Source organism: Tractidigestivibacter sp. (genome assembly GCF_050946515.1).
GTDB lineage: Bacteria > Actinomycetota > Coriobacteriia > Coriobacteriales > Atopobiaceae > Tractidigestivibacter.
Map to the genome: position 1 here is coordinate 149,082 of NZ_JBMNUX010000005.1, position 16,583 is coordinate 165,664.

Sequence of the window (16,583 nt, forward strand, 5' to 3'; positions counted from 1 at the left end):
AAATGACCGCTGGCAGTCCAATCGTGGAACAATGGTTCAAGCGCTTAAACAGTTTGACGAATGACAGGTGAGCTGCATGAATTCGCAAAGCATAAACCAGTTGGCAAGCGAGCTGGAGCAAGCTGGGCAGTTGCTCAACGCACTTGGTGACAGGACGCGGCAGTACTTGATTATGGTGATGATGAAATCGGGTAATTGCATGGGCCTTCGCGTGGGAGATATCGCAGCGAAGACGTCACTCTCGCGTCCCGCCGTCTCGCATCACCTTCAGATCATGAAGAAGGCAGGGCTTATCAAGGTGCGCAAAGAAGGCACCAAGAACTATTACTATTTTGATGAAACTAGCACTGCTCTAGACCAGCTTATCCAAACCCTAATAGATGCGCGAAATGCAATGAGACAGCTTCCTGACAGGGCTGAATAGCCTCAGAAGGCTCCGCTGGAAGGCTAGAGATTCTCCTCTCCCCAATCCTTGAGCTCCATGAGCACGGGAATCAGCGATCTGCCGCGGTCGGTAAGGCTGTACTCAACGCGCACCGGCATCTCGGGGTACTGCGTGCGCTTTACCAGTCCGTCAGCCTCAAGCTCCTTGAGCGAGCTTGCCAGCATGGTGTTGGTGATTCCAAAAACCAGCCGGCGCAGCTCGCCATAGCGCAGCTCGTCCGACTGTGAAAGCGCCACCAGCAGCAGGATTTTCCACTTGCCGCCGATCGCATCCAGAACGCGTCGAAGCGCGCAGCCAGACCCGGTGATGCTGGGGTCGGCACTGGCAAAACATGGAGAAAGCGCGATGCTCTTCTCGGTATTTTCGCTGGTAGAGGTCATAGTAAGAACTTCCTTACCACGTATATATAAACTGCGTACTTGCTCAGGAAAATATACCACGTAAAGTGATAGTCGAAACCAGACGCGCGAGACCCGCGCAAGAGAGAAAGGAACGACCATGGAGTACACGTTCACAGCGAAGAACTTCAAGGACGAGGTCGTCGACAGCGATAAGCCGGTCCTGGTTGATTTTTATGCCGACTGGTGCGGACCTTGCAAGATGATGATGCCCGTCGTCGAGCAGCTGGCCGAAGAGTACGACGGACGCGTCAAAGTTGGCAAGGTCAACTCCGACGAGGAGCAGGAGCTTGCCGCCGCGTTCAAGGTCATGAGCATCCCGAGCTTCTTCATCATCAAGGATGGCAAGGTCGTCGACCAGCTTGTTGGTGCTATGCCAAAAGACCAGCTGAAGGCTCGCATTGATGCCCAGCTGTAAGCTGGAGCGATGGGCTTGCTGACCAGCAGCCCAAATAGCGGTCAGCGCGCCAGCTTATATCAAAGAATTAATGACCGGCCGGGTGCGATCCACAAACCCGGCCGGTCGCGCTATTAGCGATGTAGGAGTATGGCCAGCCGAGAGGCTAGCCAAGAAGCCCCAGGGCTTTGAAGCCGTTCCAAAGCCCGTCCTCATCCACGCCGGTCGTCACAAAGTCGGCGCGCTCTTGCACGACCGGAGAGCCACTCCCCATTGCCACTGACGTCCCCGCGTACTCGAGCATCGCAAGGTCATTCTCGCTGTCGCCAAAGGCGATGCTGTCTTTTTGCGGAACGCCGACGGCATTGAGAAGGCACTGCATGCCAGTTGCCTTGTCATAGCCGCGAGCCATGATTTCGCCATCACCGGATCCAAACCTTCCGAAGCTGGATCCCACAACGGTAAAGTCGGGACCGACAGCACGGCGAAGTTGATCATATGAGTCGGGCGAGCGATGGTATACGACCTTCTCGATTCGCTGGGCATCGTGGATGTTGTCCAGGATGGTGACATGACCGAAGTTCTTGGCGCGCTCGCTTGCAAGCTGGGGATTGTCGCCAAAGAGCTCTCGGCGATAGTCCGCCACGGACTGCGAGCCGTACATGTCGTCGGCTCCTTGGAGAAAATAGTACGTTCCGCGACTATCCAGATAGTCGACAAGACCGTCAAGCTTATCTTGGTCGATAAAGTGCCGCAAGAGGAGCTTGTCGCCAAGATGCACCTCGGCGCCTGCCGCGCAAACGACGCCATCAAAGAGACCCGACGAGATGAGCCCCTTCTGGACTTGCGTGGGGGTGCGGCCAGTGCATATGACGAGAGCGTGCCCGTTCTGGCGAGCGAGGACAAGCGCGCGACGCGCGGAGTCGGGAAGCTCGCCGCTGAAATTAACGAGCGTCCCGTCAATATCGAGAAAAATGACCTTGCGACCCATCTTGTCCTCTCAGGCGTTCCCCTCCTCAGTCCAATGCAGAGGCGGGGGCTTAACTGTACGACCGTATAAGAGTACCGCCAAGAGGGGCTGCCGAGCTAAGGGGCTTAGCTAGATTGCAGGCAGCTTCACCAGAATCGCAACCCGTCGAATGCGCCGGGCGCTCGCTCACGCTGCCAGGTTGCGCGACTGCCGATGCCCCCACGATAGGGGCTGCCAGGTTGCGCGACTTCTGATGCCAGGGCATGCCAAGTTGCGCGACTTCTGATGCCGGCTTTGCCAAGTTGCGCGACTTCTGATGCCCAACCTGCCAAGTTGTGCGAGCTCTGATGCCGCAAAAGTCGCGCAACTTGGCAGCGGCGCGTTGTGTGGTGCAGGCGAAGAATTGATCTCTCCATCGTGTGGGACGCACTTCTCGGACAGACCGCCTACCTGCGGTTCCCTGCGTCTCGAAACTCATTGTGCAGGTCGCGGCAGGGGGCTCCGGTCTCCCCTCGCGTTGTGTGGGGCTTCTCGCCCTCGTCGCGAGCTGCCGGCGAGAACGGCTCCGCAAAGCCGCAGGCAGAGAATTAGCACACGACAAGTGGCATTCAGAGCAGCCCCACACAATAGAGCTACGCGGCGTAACCACCCAGGCTGTCCCGCACAGCACGACGCGCGACCTGCGAAAACGCCGCGGAGCTCCACACAACGGGCAAAGTCATTTAGAGCCGGTCCCCACACGATGGAAGACGACCCTGTCTTGCTAGGTTGTGTGGGGCAATGCGACGCTCGTTGCCGCTATGTCCTCGCTACTGCTGGTTCTCAATCTCGGTAATCTTGGCGATTCGACGAATATGGCGCTCGGCATTGCTGAACGGCGTGTCGAGGAAGGTGTCGACGATCTTCAGCGCTAGGCCCGGACCAAGCACGCGAGCGCCCATGGTCAGGATGTTTGCGTCGTTGTGCTGGCGAGTGGCCTCTGCCGAGAAACAGTCGCTGCACAACGCGGCGCGAATGCCCTTGAACTTGTTTGCCACAATTGACACGCCGATGCCCGTGCCGCAAATGAGGATGCCTCGTTCGCACTCGCCGCTCTGGACGGCGCGCGCTACCTTTGCTGCATAGTCGGGATAGTCGACGGATTCGGTGCTATAAGTGCCAAAGTCCTTGTACTCAAGTCCGCGCTCATCCAAGTGCTTCTTGACTTCCTGAAGCAGCTCGTAGCCGCCGTGGTCACAACCAAGAGCGATCATCGCTTTTTCTCCCTTGCAATCGAGAAGGACGCTTCGCCGCAATGGTAACCCATACTCGCGAGAAGAGCGACGACGCTGTAGCCCGGGCGCCATCATGGTCCGCCTACTACGCAGCCCCAACCCCCTCTAAAGCCAGATCCCCCACGCTATACAGCGCCGCCCTCCCAGCCATGTAGACCTTCTGGCCATCCATGCGGCAGTAGAGCGTGCCCCCGCGATCGGAGGCCTGATACGCAACGAGCTTGTCCTTGCCCAATCGCTTTGACCAGTACGGCGCAATGTGGCAATGCCCGGATCCGCAGACGGGGTCCTCATCTACCTGCAGCTTGGGAGCAAAGCTCCTCGAGACGCAGTCCACGTCACGACTGGGGGCGGTAACGTGCAGAAGCAGCCCATCAAGGCTTTTTACTTTCTCCATGTCGGGCGACAGACCGCGCACGTCCCTCTCGTCATCGAGCACGCAGAGGAGGTCACGCCCCATGTACGCCTCTCGAGGCATGGCTCCGAGGGCTTCCGCCATCTCAGAAGTAACCTCGACCTTCTCGAGCGCGTAGGCAGGGAACTCCATCTCTAGCAGGTCACCCTGGCGCGTGACCACGAGCTTACCGCCTAGCGTGTCGAACGCGACCCGCCGCGCCTCGGGAATGTAGAACCGTAGCAGAACGTACGCGCACGCGAGCGTAGCATGCCCGCACAGGTCGATCTCGCCTCCCGGCGTGAACCAGCGAAGGTGGTACCCGTCTCCCTCTCTTACGGCAAACGCCGTCTCGGAGAAGTTATTCTCGCGCGTGATGTCCATCATCAGGCTCTCGGCGGGCCACTCGTCGAGAATGCAAATGGCTGCCTGGTTGCCATGGAAAACCCTGTCCGTGAACGCGTCAACGATGTACTGGCGCACTTGAGTCGCCCCTACTCGGTCTTCTTGAGGCAGGTCGCAACGGCGGCGCGAAGCTCGTCAACGCCCTCTTGCATGGTCGCCCAGCTTGAGGCGAAGCGAACGACCGTGTGGTCTGCGTCGAGCTCCTCCCAGAAGCCAAAGCCCACGTACTTGGAGAGCCGCTCCATGTCGTCATTGGCGAGAACGACAAACTGCTGGTTTGTGGGAGAGTCGATGTACATTTCATAGCCGGCGTCCTCGAAAATCTGCCTGATTTGACCGGCCATCTCGATGGCATGACGGCTAATGCGCAGGTACAGGTTGTCCTTGAAAAGCGTCGCGAACTGAACGCCCACCAGGCGCCCCTTTGCGAAGAGCGCGCCATGCTGCTTGATCCTGGTGAGATAGTGCGACGGCTCCTTTCCCCTTGGGAAGACGACAGCCTCTCCGTTAAGGGCGCCAACCTTGGTGCCCCCGATATAGAAGACGTCGCAGAGCTCGTCGATGAGCGGGAGAGTGACATCCGTACCATCGGCAGCAAGGCCATAGCCCAGGCGGGCGCCGTCGAGGAAGAGCTTAAGGCCGCTTTGGTGGCACGCGTCGGCAAGATCGCGCAGCTCATCAGCGGTATAGAGGGTTCCGTACTCCGTGGGGTGGGAGATGTAGACCATTCCTGGGAACACCATGTGGTCGTGGTTGCCGTCGGCATAGAAGCGATGGACATAGTCACGAACGTCGTCGGCTGCGACCTTGCCGTTGTGGGCGGGAAGGGCCAGGACCTTGTGACCGCTGAACTCGATAGCGCCAGCCTCGTGAACGTTGACGTGCCCGGTTTCGGCCGCAAGCACGCCCTCGTAGGAATCAAGCATCGTATCGATTACGAGCTGGTTGGTCTGCGTGCCGCCGTTGACGAAATGAATCGCGGCGGAGTCATCCTGGCAGGCCTCGCGGATCTCGCGGATGGCCTCGGCGGTGAAACGGTCATCGCCATATCCGGGAGCCTGCTCCATGTTGGTCTCGCAGAGAGCGGCGAGCACGTCAGGATGGCAACCCTCGAGGTAGTCGCATGAGAACGAGTACATTTCCAATCTCCTTAACAACGTGGTAGTTGAAAGCCGATGCTTTTTCGTGCCCGAAGCTACTTTGCTTGGGTGCCAATGCGGTAACTTGATGCGGCCGCAAATGTCGCGAGGCACATGTTCATAATCCACAACGGAGCATAGCCCAGACCGAGGTCGACGAACACGCCGCCAAGATACGAGCTGAAGAAGGCCCCAATCTGGTGACCGACCGTGGCGAAGCCATAGAGAACGGCCATCCTGGTTGCGCCGAATCTCTTGGTGATGACCGAGGTGGTCGGCGGAACCGTGGCGTCGCCCGAGCAGCCAAGCAACGCCGTCGTCACCAAGGCGAGCGCAACAGTCTTTGGCAGCAAAAGCATTGCCACCGAAACGACCACGCGAATCGCGTAAACCGTGCCTAGCACGCGATTGGTGCGGAAGCGGGTGCAGAGGAAGCCGGTGGCGGTGGCACCGATCATGGTGAAGATGCCATATACGGTCATGATGTAGGAGGCTGTCTGGCTCGGGATGCCCCATGAGACGAACTGCGAGAACAGGTGGCTCTCGATAATGGACATGTTGAATCCGCAGGTAGCGAAGGCCATGGTTACCAGGCGGTAGTCTCTGTCCTTGAGGGCGCCTTTGATCATGGAGGTCATGGTCTCGTTCTTGACTTGCTCAACCTCTTCTGGCTTGGTATAGCGCCTGCTCATTGCGCCAATCCAGATAGCGATGGGGATAAACAGAAGGAGCGGAATCGCGAAGACCGACATGGCGGGCTGGATGCCGAAGCTTGAGATGAGCGACTCCAAGGTGGGCGACATGAGGGCGTCGCCGATGCCCGCAGCCGCCTGGACCAGGCCTGACGCCGCAGCTGCCCTCCGTTCGCCAATGATGGGCGTGATGGCGCTCATAAGGATGCCAAGCGCAAGGCCCGTAGTGCCGAGCGGTAGCACGATGCCAAAGCAGAGCAACAACGTGACAAAGCTGCGGCAGAGCGGTGTGAGGAGCAGACCGGTCGCCATGAGCACAGTGCCCAGTATCAGCACAAATCGGTGCGACGTCCGGATAGCGAGCATTCCCATGAAGGGCTGCGCGAAGCCGTAGATGAGGGCACCGACCCCGATACAGAAGCTGATGTCTGAGTAGCTGAGACCAGTTGGCCCCAGAAGCCCAGTCATCATGATGCCGTAGTTGTCGTGGATACCTTGCTGTACGCCAAACACGACGCACGCCAAGGCGACCAGAAGGATACTGCGAGCTACCGAGCTCCTTTCGCCTTCACCTTGTTTCTTCTGAATGGTTCCCATGCCTTGCAACCCCATCCCTAGAGCGGCCGGTAATACAGAATCATCGAAAGCCACACGGTGTCATCGCCGATATTGCGATACGAGTGCGGCATATCTGCCAAAAAGTGAATGGAGTCTCCCTCCGAGAGATCCGCCCCCTCTTCCCCAGCGGTGATGCGAACCTTTCCGGAGAAAACGGTGATGTACTCTTCGGTCCCCGGCATATGCGGCTTAGCCTCAAGATGACCGCCGCGGTCGATGCGGATGCGATAGGTCTCAAAGAGGGTTTTCTCATCGAACGGGAACACGGGATAGTTGACGTAGCGTCCGTCTCCCTCGGTCAGTGGCTTGATGTCTTCGACACGAACCACGTTATAAGTCTGCTTCTTGTCTTCCATCAGCGAGGAAAATTTGACCTTGTAGCCATTGGCGATCTTCCAGATGACCGAGATGGTGGGATTTACGTCCCCCTTTTCGATAGCCGAGAGCATGCTGCGGGAGACGCCAGTTAACTTTGAGGCCTCTTCCAACGTCAGATGCCGCTTGGCACGGATGTTCTTTAAGTTCTCTGCGAGATTGTCTTGGATTGTCATGAACGACCCTTCCGCGATGTCCTGTTCTGGCATGTCACGATTTCCACTATAATGGATTAGCCGATATCTTGGATTTAATTCCTTTATTTTGACATTCTAGAAATATAGGCATCTCAATTCGAGCTCATCAAGCGCAAGCGGACCATAAAACAGAGCCGTGGGCCCGGAAATACACCCGTATTTCCGGGCCCACGGCTCTGTTCGTCCGCCAAGGACGGGCCTACGGCCAGACCTCTGCAGAAAATCTTCGGTTGTAGGTCTTTTTTACCGGTAAGACCGAGTACGAAAAGGCTAACTATTTATATAGCCGCAGGTATACAAATGGCACTATTGGGGTGATACTTAGCGCTCCCCGTAAAAAAGACCTACAACCGAAGATTTTCTGCGCACGCCCCCAAGCCGCTAACTAGCCAGAGACCGCCAGCAAGGCCGCGCGCTACTTCTTTCGGAAAGAGACGTAGTCGTCCTGCAGCTTCTTGAGCTCCTCAGGCGAGAGCTCGCTCACATGGCACATGCAATCGTCAAACGCAAGAAAACTCTCGTTGTTGCGCAGACGATTGAGCTCGGTGTAGTAGTCCACCACAATGCCCGTGACCAATCCGACAATCACGAGGGCCGAAAGACCTGCGATTACCGTAATCACACGGCAGGCAAATGTTGCAGGGACGATGTCACCGTATCCGATGGTCGTAATTGTCTCAAACAGAAACCACAGAGCACGACCGTACCCCGAAAACGTCTCCGGCTCGAGCACCCACAACAACGCTGCGGCTACGAACAGGAATGCAGCATACGACACAAGGATCTTATCCGCATTCACAAGACGCATCACGTGTCCGCACACTTGAACTGGCCGCACCCGCGTTGACTGCCTTCCGCCTTTAACGCCCATCATCGCCGCCCCCGCCCAACCCGCTTGCACGGGTGTCTACGTTACCGGGCGTTCGAAGACGCCCACGACATCGTACTCCAAGCGTCGCTCCCCAATTCGAAAGCTCGCCCCGAACCGACGGCCCATTCGCCGGTGCGGGGCGCTACTTCCAAGCCCAATTGCTATTTCGCTACAAGAGAGGCGTCACGCCACGTTCGCACTCTCGTCCTTTGCGGGCAGCGACCACACGTTGCCGCGAACGCGCTCAGTGCGGGCGACCGCGCCATCGCGCTCAAGCCCCTCGAGCACTGCAAGCTCCTCCTCCTTGGTGCGGCTGTGCACCTGTCCGAGCTCGCGTTCAGTCATGGGACCATAGTCGGCAAGGAGCTCAACCTCGGAGCGCGGCTCGTACTCGTGGATGTCCGGGCAAAGGTCATGAATCACCATGTCGTAGGTCTCCATGGACCGGTGTCCGCCAACATAGGTCGCGTCGCCACGCGTGAGATGCCGCACGTCCGCCCCCTCCTTGTAGAAGAGCATGGTCGGAAATCCCCAGGTCTGCCACTCGGCGCACGTCACCTGGTCCTCCAGAAATGCGCTCTTGGCCGTGCCGTTTGCGACGTCGTTGCGGAACCGCTTGTAATCCAGTCCCTCAGTCTCGCGCGCCAACTGCTCGAATACCTCACTCTTGGAGATGATCTTTCGCTCAGTAAGGGCGGCGCGGCGCAGACGGCGCAGGTAGCGGAATCCAACCTCCTCAGACTGGAGGAACGCAGCTTTCGCTGCAATGTTCGCCGGCCATGTAGAGAAATGCCTGATAGGAGCGATGTCCTCCCAAAGCTTCTCGTTAATCGGCTGCCCCGTACGCTCCGACACCATCTTCCAGTGTGGCTCGGTCGCCGCGGCGTCGCGAATGTCATTGTCGGGATCGTAGAAGTCGTCAAAGTCCTTGATCAGCCCGCCAAACACGTACTTGAAGTGAATCTGCTCGCGATACCGCTCCATCATGGAGAGGATCATCGGCTCAGTTGCCCAGCACCAGGAGCAATACGGGTCCGTAAAGACCATAACCTCAAGCTTGGTGCCCTTCTTTTCAACGTTCTTGCTGCTCATAAGAGAGCCTCCTCATCTATCTCTAATTAGATGTTTTTCCTCAAAAAAATTTCCCGCCGGGTCACTCGCTGTCGGATTGCCCGTCGTCAGGCCGACCGTCGCTCGAAACCATCGTGCACTTGCCCGTCCTCACGTCGCAGACCATGGCTGGCTCGTCGTCTTCCCACATGAGAGACTGCACGAGGCTTGCGCGTTCATTGTCCCGAAGGCTTCCGTCGGGAGCTTCGACCTTCCTTACGTTCTCTGCCACGATTGCGCATCCCTCCTCTGCCGTACCCGTTTCTATTTCCGTCACCGTTCCCGAATAGCCCGAAAGCCACCGCTCTACCAAGCGCGCTTCCCCCCTGCCGGGAGTCGTTACCACCACTCTGCCGCCAGGGGCCAACACCGCGGGAATCAGATCGAACACCTGCTGCCAGTTGCGCACCCTGTGGAAAAGGTCAGGCCGCCGAACGAGCACCGCATCATAGGGTCCGCGACCTGCTGCAAGCCACTGCGCGGCATCAGCCGTTACGACCTCAGCCTCGGGAATGCGCTCACGCACAAGAGCGTTGGTTTCGCCGTCTTGGTCGACGCACGTGAGCCGCGCGCCAGCGGCGAGAAGCGCGTCGCCTTCCTCGCAGGGGCCGCAGCCCAGGTCAAGCACCCTCGGCCGGTAATCGGCACCCTCCCGTCCATCAGGCGCCAAGCGCAGCAACTTCAACACCTCAGTCATCACAAACGCCTCCAGGCCAACTTCCTCGCTGCCGTGCTCCTCGCCATGAGATGTAGCTAGGCCTCAGGATCGCCGGCGGCGTCTTCCCGCGTGCCGAACTTGCGGAGCAAGGCAGAAAGTCGGCGCTTTTCCTCGGAGGTCCAGACGGACATCTGCTGCTCGATCATCCGCTCGTTCTCGGGATAGACCGTGGCGATGAGCTTGCGGCCTTCCTCGGTAAGCGAAAGGATGTGGCGGCGATGGTCGCGCTCGTCCTCGCGGCGACTCACCAGTCCGCGCTTCTCCAAGTTGCGGACTACCACGGGAATTGTCCCGTCAGACGAAAGGATGTGATCCCTGACCTCCCCAACCGTCATGTCGCCGGAATGGTAGAGGGCCTCCAGCACGCCGAACTGGCTTAGCGTAAGCCCATGTACTGCGGCGATGCGCGCGGTGGCGCGGTCGATGCGCGCGTTGATGCGGTGCATCTTGATGAGGATATAGCTGTCGTCGTACATGTCCTTGTCCCTCCCTTTCATCTCTAACTAGAGGCATTATTCCTCTAGTTAGAGCTTTATTTCACGAGACGAGCCCTCCACACTTCCGTCACATCTCCTGGCGCCGTAGCGGCTAGCGCCCTCATCCCCGGGCAGCGAAAAAGAAAGCGCGGCGACGTGAACAAGCCACGCCACCGCGCACGTTTCAATGGGACCGCCCGGATGAGGAGCCGCACTCCGTACTAGCCAAAGAGCCCCGCGAGCATCGAAGCGCAGTCGTCAAGGTCCAGGTTGGCCGTGTCCACGGTCACGTCGTAGTTTTCCGCGTCCCTCCAGCTGTGGCCCGTGTTCACCTTGAAGTAGTTGGCTCGCTTGCGATCGTAGAACCTCCTCGTGGCCTCAACGCGCTCCGCAGGCACATCGTACTCGCGCATAATCCGCTCGCGCTTTGCCTCGGCGTCGGAGCAGGTGATGAACACCCGGACGACACCCTGCCTTCCCGCTAGTGCCTGCGCAGCGCAGTGCCCCAAGAGGATAGCGCGACGGTTCTCGTCGGCAATTCTCTCGATGGTCATCTGCTCCGCCACAAAGACGCGACCATCTTGCTCGAGCATGTCACCCTGCCCGCTGCGAGCCTCTTGCATCGCGTACAGCGAGTAGAAGAGGCTCGTTTTTGCTGACTCTTCGTACTGTTCGATACTTTCGACGGAGATGCCCTTCTCGCGAGAAACCATCTCTAGAATCTCGCGCCCGAAGCAGGGCACGCCCGACCGCTTGCTCGCGGCCCTCGCGATGGCCGTCCCGCCCGAGCCGTACTCGCGCTCTATCGTCATGTATGACGCACTCATCTGCTACCCCCTATCAGGAAGCGTCCTCAAACTGGCTGTTGTAAAGCGTGGCGTAGAAGCCGCCCCGAGCGAGAAGATCCTCGTGCGTGCCGCTCTCCACAATGTTGCCGTCCCGCATCACGAGGATCAGGTCGGCATCGCGGATGGTCGAGAGCCTGTGGGCTATGACGAAGGAGGTGCGTCCCTCCATCAGGGCGTCCATCGCGTTCTGGATCTTGAGCTCGGTTCTCGTGTCTACGGAGCTGGTCGCCTCGTCCAGGATGAGCATCGGCTTGTCCGCGATCATGGCGCGCGCGATGGTAAGCTGCTGCTTCTGACCCTGGGACAGACCGGTCTTGTCATTGAGGACCGTGTCGTAGCCTTGGGGCAGCGTCGCAATCATGTGGTCGAGCCCCACGGCATGGCACGCATCGTCGATCTTCTGCTGACTCACGTCTGGGGTGTTGTACACGAGGTTCTCGCGAACCGTGCCTTCAAAGAGCCACGTGTCCTGGAGGACCATGCAGAACTGGGAGTGCACATCCTCCCTCCTCATGCTGCTGGTCGGCACCCCGTCAATGCGGATCTCTCCCCCGTCGAGGTCGTAGAAGCGCATAAGCAAGTTCACCATGGTGGTCTTGCCAGCGCCAGTCGGGCCGACGATGGCTACCTTCTGCCCGGGCTCTACGCGAGCGGAGAAGTCATGGATCACGTCGTGATCGGTGCCGTCATAGCGAAAGCGAACGTGGTCGAAATCGACTTGCCCCTTCGCCTTTTGGAGCCGCGCAGTCTTTCCGGACTCGTCCTCCATCTCGGGCTCCTCGAGGAAGCCGAAGACGCGCTCGCCTGCCGCTGCCGCCGACTGGAGCGACTGCATCGCCTGGGCAATCTGGCCAAGGGGCTGCGTGAAGTAGCGAACGTACAACATGAACGAGACGATGACGCCAAACTCAATGTCGCCGTTAAGGGTCAATACACCACCGACCACGCAGACTGCAACATAGCCAAGGTTGCCAATGAAGGCCATGATTGGTTGCATCAGTCCTGACAGGCACTGAGCGCGAAAACCGCTCTTTCGAAGGTCTGCGTTAAGCGCCTCGAAGTCGCGCTCTGCGTTCTTCTCTCCGTTGTACGCCTGGACCACGGTGTGACCCGCGTAGTTCTCCTCTATATAGCCATCGAGCTTGCCCAGGTCGTGTTGCTGGCGAGCGAAGTACTTTTGGCTGTGTCCCATGATCAGGAAGATGAGCACGAACCCGATGAGGCATGCGGCAACAGCGGCTAGCGTCATGCGCACGTCGGTGACGAGCATCATGATGAGGCTGCCCAGGAACAGAACGACCGAAGAAACGAGCGTGGAAAGGCTCTGGTTAAGGCTCTGCCCAATGAGGTCAACGTCGTTGGTGACAATGGACATCACGTCTCCGGTAGTGTGCTTGTTGTACCAAGACATGGGAAGGCGGTTGATCTTGCCCGAGATGTCGTCTCGCATCTTCTGCGAGAAGTGCTGGGTCACCGATGCCGTAATCCACCCCTGGACTTCTTGGAGCACGAAGCTCGCGACGTAGAGACAGACTAGGAACAGCGCGATGTCCCGGATAGCCGCGAGGTCCATGGTCGGCTTGATGAGCCCATAGACGGAGTCCGGGAGGCTCTCAAGGTTGTTCATGACGGCCTCGGTGTCATCGGTGTCGATGCCCGAGAGGACGCTCAGCGTGTCCACTTGGTCCTGCGAGGAGATTTCGGTCCCGTCGACCTCGACCGTAGTGAAGATTGCGTCCCTCACCGAATCCGGGAGCTCCTCTGCAAAGGAGCTCACGCCCTGAAGAGCCTCTTGCGAGTCGTCGGACGAAGAGGTCGTCTCGAGGCTCTGAATCGCCTGAAGGGCCGCCACCTGCTCGGAGCCGGAGATTGCCGACCCGTTGACCTCGATTTCGCCGAAGAGGATATCAAGGGTCTTGTCGTCTAGCCCCGCGAGGGCGTCCAAGTCGGGTTCGCCTGCCTGGGCCATTGCCATGAGGCTCTGCTTGTCCGCGTCCGGAACCTCATCCGAGGCCAAGGCGGCAGCAAGGTTCTGCTGGAGCGCCTGCTGGTCCTGCATGTTGGCACCTATCTGCTGCGCGACCGTCTCGGTGTTCGCCCCCATGTTGTCCACGATTGAGGTTGAGACCTCCTCGAGGGCATCGGTGTCAGGCTTGATGCCATCGGAGATAAGGTCGGTGAGGTCTCCCAGCTTGTTTGGTCCGACGAGCGTGAAGACCGTCGCGACCACGACGCACGCGAGCGCCACCACAAGCAGCGCCGCGTCCCTGCGCGAGTACCCCAGAAGCTTCTTCCAGGTGCCCGAGAAGTTCTTGGCCTTCTCGCCGCCGCGAGGACCCCCTCCCGGCTCACCATGAGAGCGTGCGGCCGTCGCCCGAGGGGCTCCGCCCATGCTTCCCTTCTGCTCTGCTTCGCTCATTTCTCCAGTTCCTCCTTAGAGAGCTGCGACAGGGCAATCTGCTGGTATACCTCGCAACTCTCCATCAGCTCATCGTGCGTCCCCATCCCCACAAGGCGCCCGTTGTCCAAGACCAGAATCTTGTCCGCATTGCGAATGGTTCCGATTCTTTGCGCCACGATGATGCGGGTGATGCCTTTGCAAGACTTGTCCAGCTCTTGTCTGAGGACGCGATCCGTCTTGTAGTCAAGGGCCGAGAACGAGTCGTCGAATATCAGAATCTCGGGCTTGCGCGCAATCGCGCGGGCAATCGAAAGGCGCTGCTTCTGGCCGCCCGAAAGGTTTCCGCCCAGCTGTGCGACATAGGAGTCGTACTGACCGTCCATCTTCTCGACGAATTCGTCTGCCTGCGCCGTCCGTACGGCATCCCGGACCTCGTCGTCCCCGATGGGTCCGCGCCCGTTGTCGCCGTAGTCGACGTTGGACCTCACCGTTCCCGTGAAGAGCGTTGCGCTCTGAGATGCGTAGCCAATCCTGTCGCGCAGCGACTTCTCGGAGTACTCCCTCACGTCACGGCCGTCCACCGTCACCTGGCCCTCGGTCACGTCGTAGAAACGCGGAATGAGGTTGATGAGGGAGCTCTTGCCGCTGCCGGTCGAGCCAATGATGGCGACGGTCTCGCCCTTCTTTGCGGAAAACGTGATGTCGTGCAGGGCGTCATCGGCAGCGCCCGGGTAGCGAAAGCTCACGTTTTTGAACTCGACTTCGCCCTCATGCCCGTCGAGCCCCTTGGTTTCGGCGCCATCCTTAATCGCCGTAGGGGTGTCCAGAACCTCGTTGATACGACCGGCGGCCACGCTGGCCCTTGGCAGCACCATGAAGATGACCACGAGCATGAGGAAAGCCATCACTGCCTGTATGGCATACTGCGAGAAGACGACCATGTCTGAGAAGAGCGAGATCTTGCTGCCAAGGCCCGCGCTCTCAATAACGATGGCGCCAATCCAGTAGATTGCCAGCATGAGCCCGTTGATGGCAGCCATGATGCTGGGCATCAGGAACGACATCGCGTGCATCGTGTAGAGGTTGGCGCTGGTGAGGTCATCGTTGGCCTTCTTGAACTTCTCCTCCTGGTATTTCTCGGCGTTATAGGCGCGCACGACGCGCAGCCCAGTGAGGTTCTCGCGCGTAACCACGTTGAGTCGGTCAGTCAGTTCCTGCATCTTCTTGAACTTGGGCATCGCCACAGCGATGACGACGAGCACAACGCCGACGACCAACGCGATGGTCACGCCTGTCGCAAATGTCCACTGCCAGGCCTTGCCGGCAATCTTCGCTATCGCCCATACCGCCATGATTGGCGCACGCATGAGCATCTGCAGCCCAATGACTATGAACATCTGGATCTGCATTACGTCGTTGGTTGAGCGGGTGATCAGGCTGGACGTGGAGAATTGCCCGATTTCCTCCATCGAGAAGGACTGCACCTTCTTAAAAAGCATGTCCCGCAGCCTTGCTGAGAACCCGTTCGAGAGCGCAGACGAGCAGATGGCAATGCCCGCCGCAGCAGCAAGACTGATAAGGGCGTAGCCCAGCATCTTTCCGCCAACGTCCAAAATCTCCTGCATCGTGGAGCCCGACGTCTCGAGCAGCGTCGTGATTTCTGACATATAGTCCGGTATGGTGAGGTCCGCCCAGACCCCAATGAACGTGAGAACCAACGCCACAAGCGCTAGCCCCACATCCCTAGCAGAGAAGTTTCTCAGTATTTTTAACATGCGCCTTCCATCCATTCCGTAGCTCAGTCATTTGCCCTGTTGGGCAGGCGCTATTGGGACGATCATCGCAAGAAGGGCAAGCTATGCCCCGGGCGAGGTTGACCGTGCCACGAACGATCCGTCCCTTGGCGCAGACAAGCTGAATGAAACAATCAGCTTGGCAAAGATGTACCCGCGCCGCCCTCGAAGGACAGCTCTCGGAAGGATGTGAAGCACTATCGGCTAATTTGTACCGTATTTGCACAACTGTTGTATGTTTATGGTGCGGTCTTCCCGTGGGGAGATTCCTGTCTATAAGAATGGGCAGGGCGCGAGAAGGACATGGTCTGCTAGCCTCCCTCGGTATGGCACTGGGAGAACGGCTTCGTACGCACGTCAACGCATGGGGGTGTGAACGATGGGGACCGCATTGGTCGTAATAAGCGGTGTCTGCTGGACGATTGCCTACATCGAACTCATACGGGGAGGTTTTAGAGACAAGACCTGCGGAATGCCGCTGTTTGCGTTGGGGCTCAACTTTGCATGGGAGGTCCTGTACTCGATTGACGGGCTCTTTATCAACCGGGCGTTCGTTCTCGCCCAGAGCGTCGCCAACGTGGCGTGGGCTTGTTGCGACGTCGCCATCCTCGTGAGCTTTTTCAAGTTCGGCAGAGGGCTCGTCCCCAAGGGTGCCCGCAGCTGGTTTGTCCCCTACACTCTGCTGGCTCTTGCTACCTGCGCCGTGGCGCAGCTCGCCTTCTACCTGCACTTTGACAACGTTGTGGCAGCCTCGCAGTACTCCGCCTTCGCGCAGAACGCCGTGATGTCGATCCTGTTCCTCAACACCCTGCTGAATCAGGACGGCGCCCCCGGGCAGTCTATGCTCATGGCAGTCTGCAAGTGCGTGGGTACCGTCGCGCCAACGATTCTCGGCGGCATCGTAGAGGGATTCAACATCTACATCCTGCTGATGGGCGCCATCTGCCTCGTGTTCGATGTGACCTACATCGTCTGTCTGGGAAAGCTCAAGCAGGTGGAGAAAGTCGCGAGCCACTAGTAATTTGTGATGCCGCGTCCATGGTCTTATGACCGAAATGCGTC

17 protein-coding genes are annotated in these 16,583 nt (G+C 58.7%); 3 read left to right on the forward strand and 14 right to left on the reverse strand.

Going from position 1 to position 16,583, the window contains the following annotated elements; all coding sequences use genetic code 11:
- The first annotated feature begins 76 nt into the window (after window positions 1–76).
- Complete coding sequence (locus tag ACOYJL_RS04770) at window positions 77–424, forward strand: ArsR/SmtB family transcription factor (RefSeq protein ID WP_433569078.1); 348 nt, start codon at window positions 77–79, stop codon at window positions 422–424.
- A 23-nt stretch (window positions 425–447) separates the two neighbouring features.
- On the opposite strand, the gene ACOYJL_RS04775 is transcribed toward ACOYJL_RS04770, so the two are convergent.
- Window positions 448–825: a winged helix-turn-helix transcriptional regulator gene (locus ACOYJL_RS04775; RefSeq protein WP_433569079.1), complete on the reverse strand. Its 378-nt coding sequence runs from the start codon at window positions 823–825 to the stop codon at window positions 448–450.
- 118 nt (window positions 826–943) lie between these two features.
- On the opposite strand from ACOYJL_RS04775, the gene trxA reads away from it, so the two are divergent.
- A complete protein-coding gene (gene trxA / locus ACOYJL_RS04780; RefSeq protein ID WP_433569080.1) occupies window positions 944–1,261 on the forward strand; it encodes a thioredoxin in 318 nt (105 codons plus the stop codon).
- A 145-nt stretch (window positions 1,262–1,406) separates the two neighbouring features.
- Here trxA and ACOYJL_RS04785 read toward each other — a convergent pair whose 3' ends face one another.
- From ACOYJL_RS04785 to ACOYJL_RS04845, 13 genes are all read right to left on the reverse strand, one after another.
- Entirely contained in the window at window positions 1,407–2,231 is an 825-nt protein-coding gene (locus ACOYJL_RS04785; protein WP_433569081.1) for an HAD family hydrolase, read from the reverse strand.
- Window positions 2,232–3,019: 788 nt separating this feature from the next.
- Entirely contained in the window at window positions 3,020–3,463 is a 444-nt protein-coding gene (rpiB, locus tag ACOYJL_RS04790) for a ribose 5-phosphate isomerase B (RefSeq protein WP_433569082.1), read from the reverse strand.
- Between the two features lie 106 nt (window positions 3,464–3,569).
- Complete coding sequence (locus tag ACOYJL_RS04795) at window positions 3,570–4,361, reverse strand: PhzF family phenazine biosynthesis protein (RefSeq protein WP_433569083.1); 792 nt, start codon at window positions 4,359–4,361, stop codon at window positions 3,570–3,572.
- A gap of 11 nt (window positions 4,362–4,372) precedes the next feature.
- Window positions 4,373–5,422 carry a threonine aldolase family protein gene (locus ACOYJL_RS04800; protein WP_433569084.1) on the reverse strand — a complete coding sequence of 350 codons (1,050 nt, stop codon included), beginning with the start codon at window positions 5,420–5,422 and terminating at the stop codon, window positions 4,373–4,375.
- Between the two features lie 56 nt (window positions 5,423–5,478).
- Window positions 5,479–6,711, reverse strand: coding sequence for an MFS transporter (locus ACOYJL_RS04805; RefSeq protein ID WP_433569085.1), 1,233 nt, complete (start codon window positions 6,709–6,711; stop codon window positions 5,479–5,481).
- A gap of 17 nt (window positions 6,712–6,728) precedes the next feature.
- Complete coding sequence (locus ACOYJL_RS04810; RefSeq protein ID WP_433569086.1) at window positions 6,729–7,316, reverse strand: helix-turn-helix domain-containing protein; 588 nt, start codon at window positions 7,314–7,316, stop codon at window positions 6,729–6,731.
- Between the two features lie 403 nt (window positions 7,317–7,719).
- Window positions 7,720–8,112 (reverse strand): potassium channel family protein, encoded by a 393-nt coding sequence (locus ACOYJL_RS04815; protein WP_433569088.1) that lies wholly within the window; start codon window positions 8,110–8,112, stop codon window positions 7,720–7,722.
- A 246-nt stretch (window positions 8,113–8,358) separates the two neighbouring features.
- Complete coding sequence (locus tag ACOYJL_RS04820; RefSeq protein WP_433569089.1) at window positions 8,359–9,267, reverse strand: DsbA family protein; 909 nt, start codon at window positions 9,265–9,267, stop codon at window positions 8,359–8,361.
- A 61-nt stretch (window positions 9,268–9,328) separates the two neighbouring features.
- A complete protein-coding gene (locus ACOYJL_RS04825; RefSeq protein WP_433569090.1) occupies window positions 9,329–9,982 on the reverse strand; it encodes a class I SAM-dependent methyltransferase in 654 nt (217 codons plus the stop codon).
- Window positions 9,983–10,038: 56 nt separating this feature from the next.
- Window positions 10,039–10,479, reverse strand: coding sequence for a MarR family winged helix-turn-helix transcriptional regulator (locus ACOYJL_RS04830; RefSeq protein ID WP_433569091.1), 441 nt, complete (start codon window positions 10,477–10,479; stop codon window positions 10,039–10,041).
- 221 nt (window positions 10,480–10,700) lie between these two features.
- Complete coding sequence (locus ACOYJL_RS04835) at window positions 10,701–11,306, reverse strand: AAA family ATPase (RefSeq protein WP_433569092.1); 606 nt, start codon at window positions 11,304–11,306, stop codon at window positions 10,701–10,703.
- 13 nt (window positions 11,307–11,319) lie between these two features.
- The gene (locus tag ACOYJL_RS04840; protein ID WP_433569093.1) at window positions 11,320–13,746 is read right to left on the reverse strand and encodes an ABC transporter ATP-binding protein; all 2,427 of its coding nucleotides are present in this window, start codon (window positions 13,744–13,746) and stop codon (window positions 11,320–11,322) included.
- Window positions 13,743–15,503, reverse strand: a complete 1,761-nt coding sequence (locus tag ACOYJL_RS04845) for an ABC transporter ATP-binding protein (protein ID WP_433569094.1) — start codon at window positions 15,501–15,503, stop codon at window positions 13,743–13,745. Before ACOYJL_RS04845 ends, ACOYJL_RS04840 begins: the two co-directional genes overlap by 4 nt.
- A gap of 409 nt (window positions 15,504–15,912) precedes the next feature.
- Here ACOYJL_RS04845 and ACOYJL_RS04850 point away from each other — a divergent pair, with 409 nt between their 5' ends.
- Window positions 15,913–16,539 carry a hypothetical protein gene (locus ACOYJL_RS04850; protein WP_433569095.1) on the forward strand — a complete coding sequence of 209 codons (627 nt, stop codon included), beginning with the start codon at window positions 15,913–15,915 and terminating at the stop codon, window positions 16,537–16,539.
- Window positions 16,540–16,583 lie beyond the last annotated feature (44 nt).

Bases quoted from the DNA above. Each gene is read 5' to 3' on its own strand.
- ACOYJL_RS04785 (WP_433569081.1), bottom strand. From the start codon at position 2,231: ATGGGTCGCAAGGTCATTTTTCTCGATATTGACGGGACGCTCGTTAAT.
- ACOYJL_RS04770 (WP_433569078.1), top strand. From the start codon at position 77: ATGAATTCGCAAAGCATAAACCAGTTGGCAAGCGAGCTGGAGCAAGCT.
- ACOYJL_RS04820 (WP_433569089.1), bottom strand. From the start codon at position 9,267: ATGAGCAGCAAGAACGTTGAAAAGAAGGGCACCAAGCTTGAGGTTATG.
- ACOYJL_RS04835 (WP_433569092.1), bottom strand. From the start codon at position 11,306: ATGAGTGCGTCATACATGACGATAGAGCGCGAGTACGGCTCGGGCGGG.
- ACOYJL_RS04775 (WP_433569079.1), bottom strand. From the start codon at position 825: ATGACCTCTACCAGCGAAAATACCGAGAAGAGCATCGCGCTTTCTCCA.
- ACOYJL_RS04810 (WP_433569086.1), bottom strand. From the start codon at position 7,316: ATGCCAGAACAGGACATCGCGGAAGGGTCGTTCATGACAATCCAAGAC.
- ACOYJL_RS04805 (WP_433569085.1), bottom strand. From the start codon at position 6,711: ATGGGAACCATTCAGAAGAAACAAGGTGAAGGCGAAAGGAGCTCGGTA.
- ACOYJL_RS04840 (WP_433569093.1), bottom strand. From the start codon at position 13,746: ATGAGCGAAGCAGAGCAGAAGGGAAGCATGGGCGGAGCCCCTCGGGCG.
- ACOYJL_RS04815 (WP_433569088.1), bottom strand. From the start codon at position 8,112: ATGCGTCTTGTGAATGCGGATAAGATCCTTGTGTCGTATGCTGCATTC.
- ACOYJL_RS04800 (WP_433569084.1), bottom strand. From the start codon at position 5,422: ATGTACTCGTTCTCATGCGACTACCTCGAGGGTTGCCATCCTGACGTG.
- rpiB (WP_433569082.1), bottom strand. From the start codon at position 3,463: ATGATCGCTCTTGGTTGTGACCACGGCGGCTACGAGCTGCTTCAGGAA.
- ACOYJL_RS04830 (WP_433569091.1), bottom strand. From the start codon at position 10,479: ATGTACGACGACAGCTATATCCTCATCAAGATGCACCGCATCAACGCG.
- ACOYJL_RS04825 (WP_433569090.1), bottom strand. From the start codon at position 9,982: ATGACTGAGGTGTTGAAGTTGCTGCGCTTGGCGCCTGATGGACGGGAG.
- trxA (WP_433569080.1), top strand. From the start codon at position 944: ATGGAGTACACGTTCACAGCGAAGAACTTCAAGGACGAGGTCGTCGAC.
- ACOYJL_RS04845 (WP_433569094.1), bottom strand. From the start codon at position 15,503: ATGTTAAAAATACTGAGAAACTTCTCTGCTAGGGATGTGGGGCTAGCG.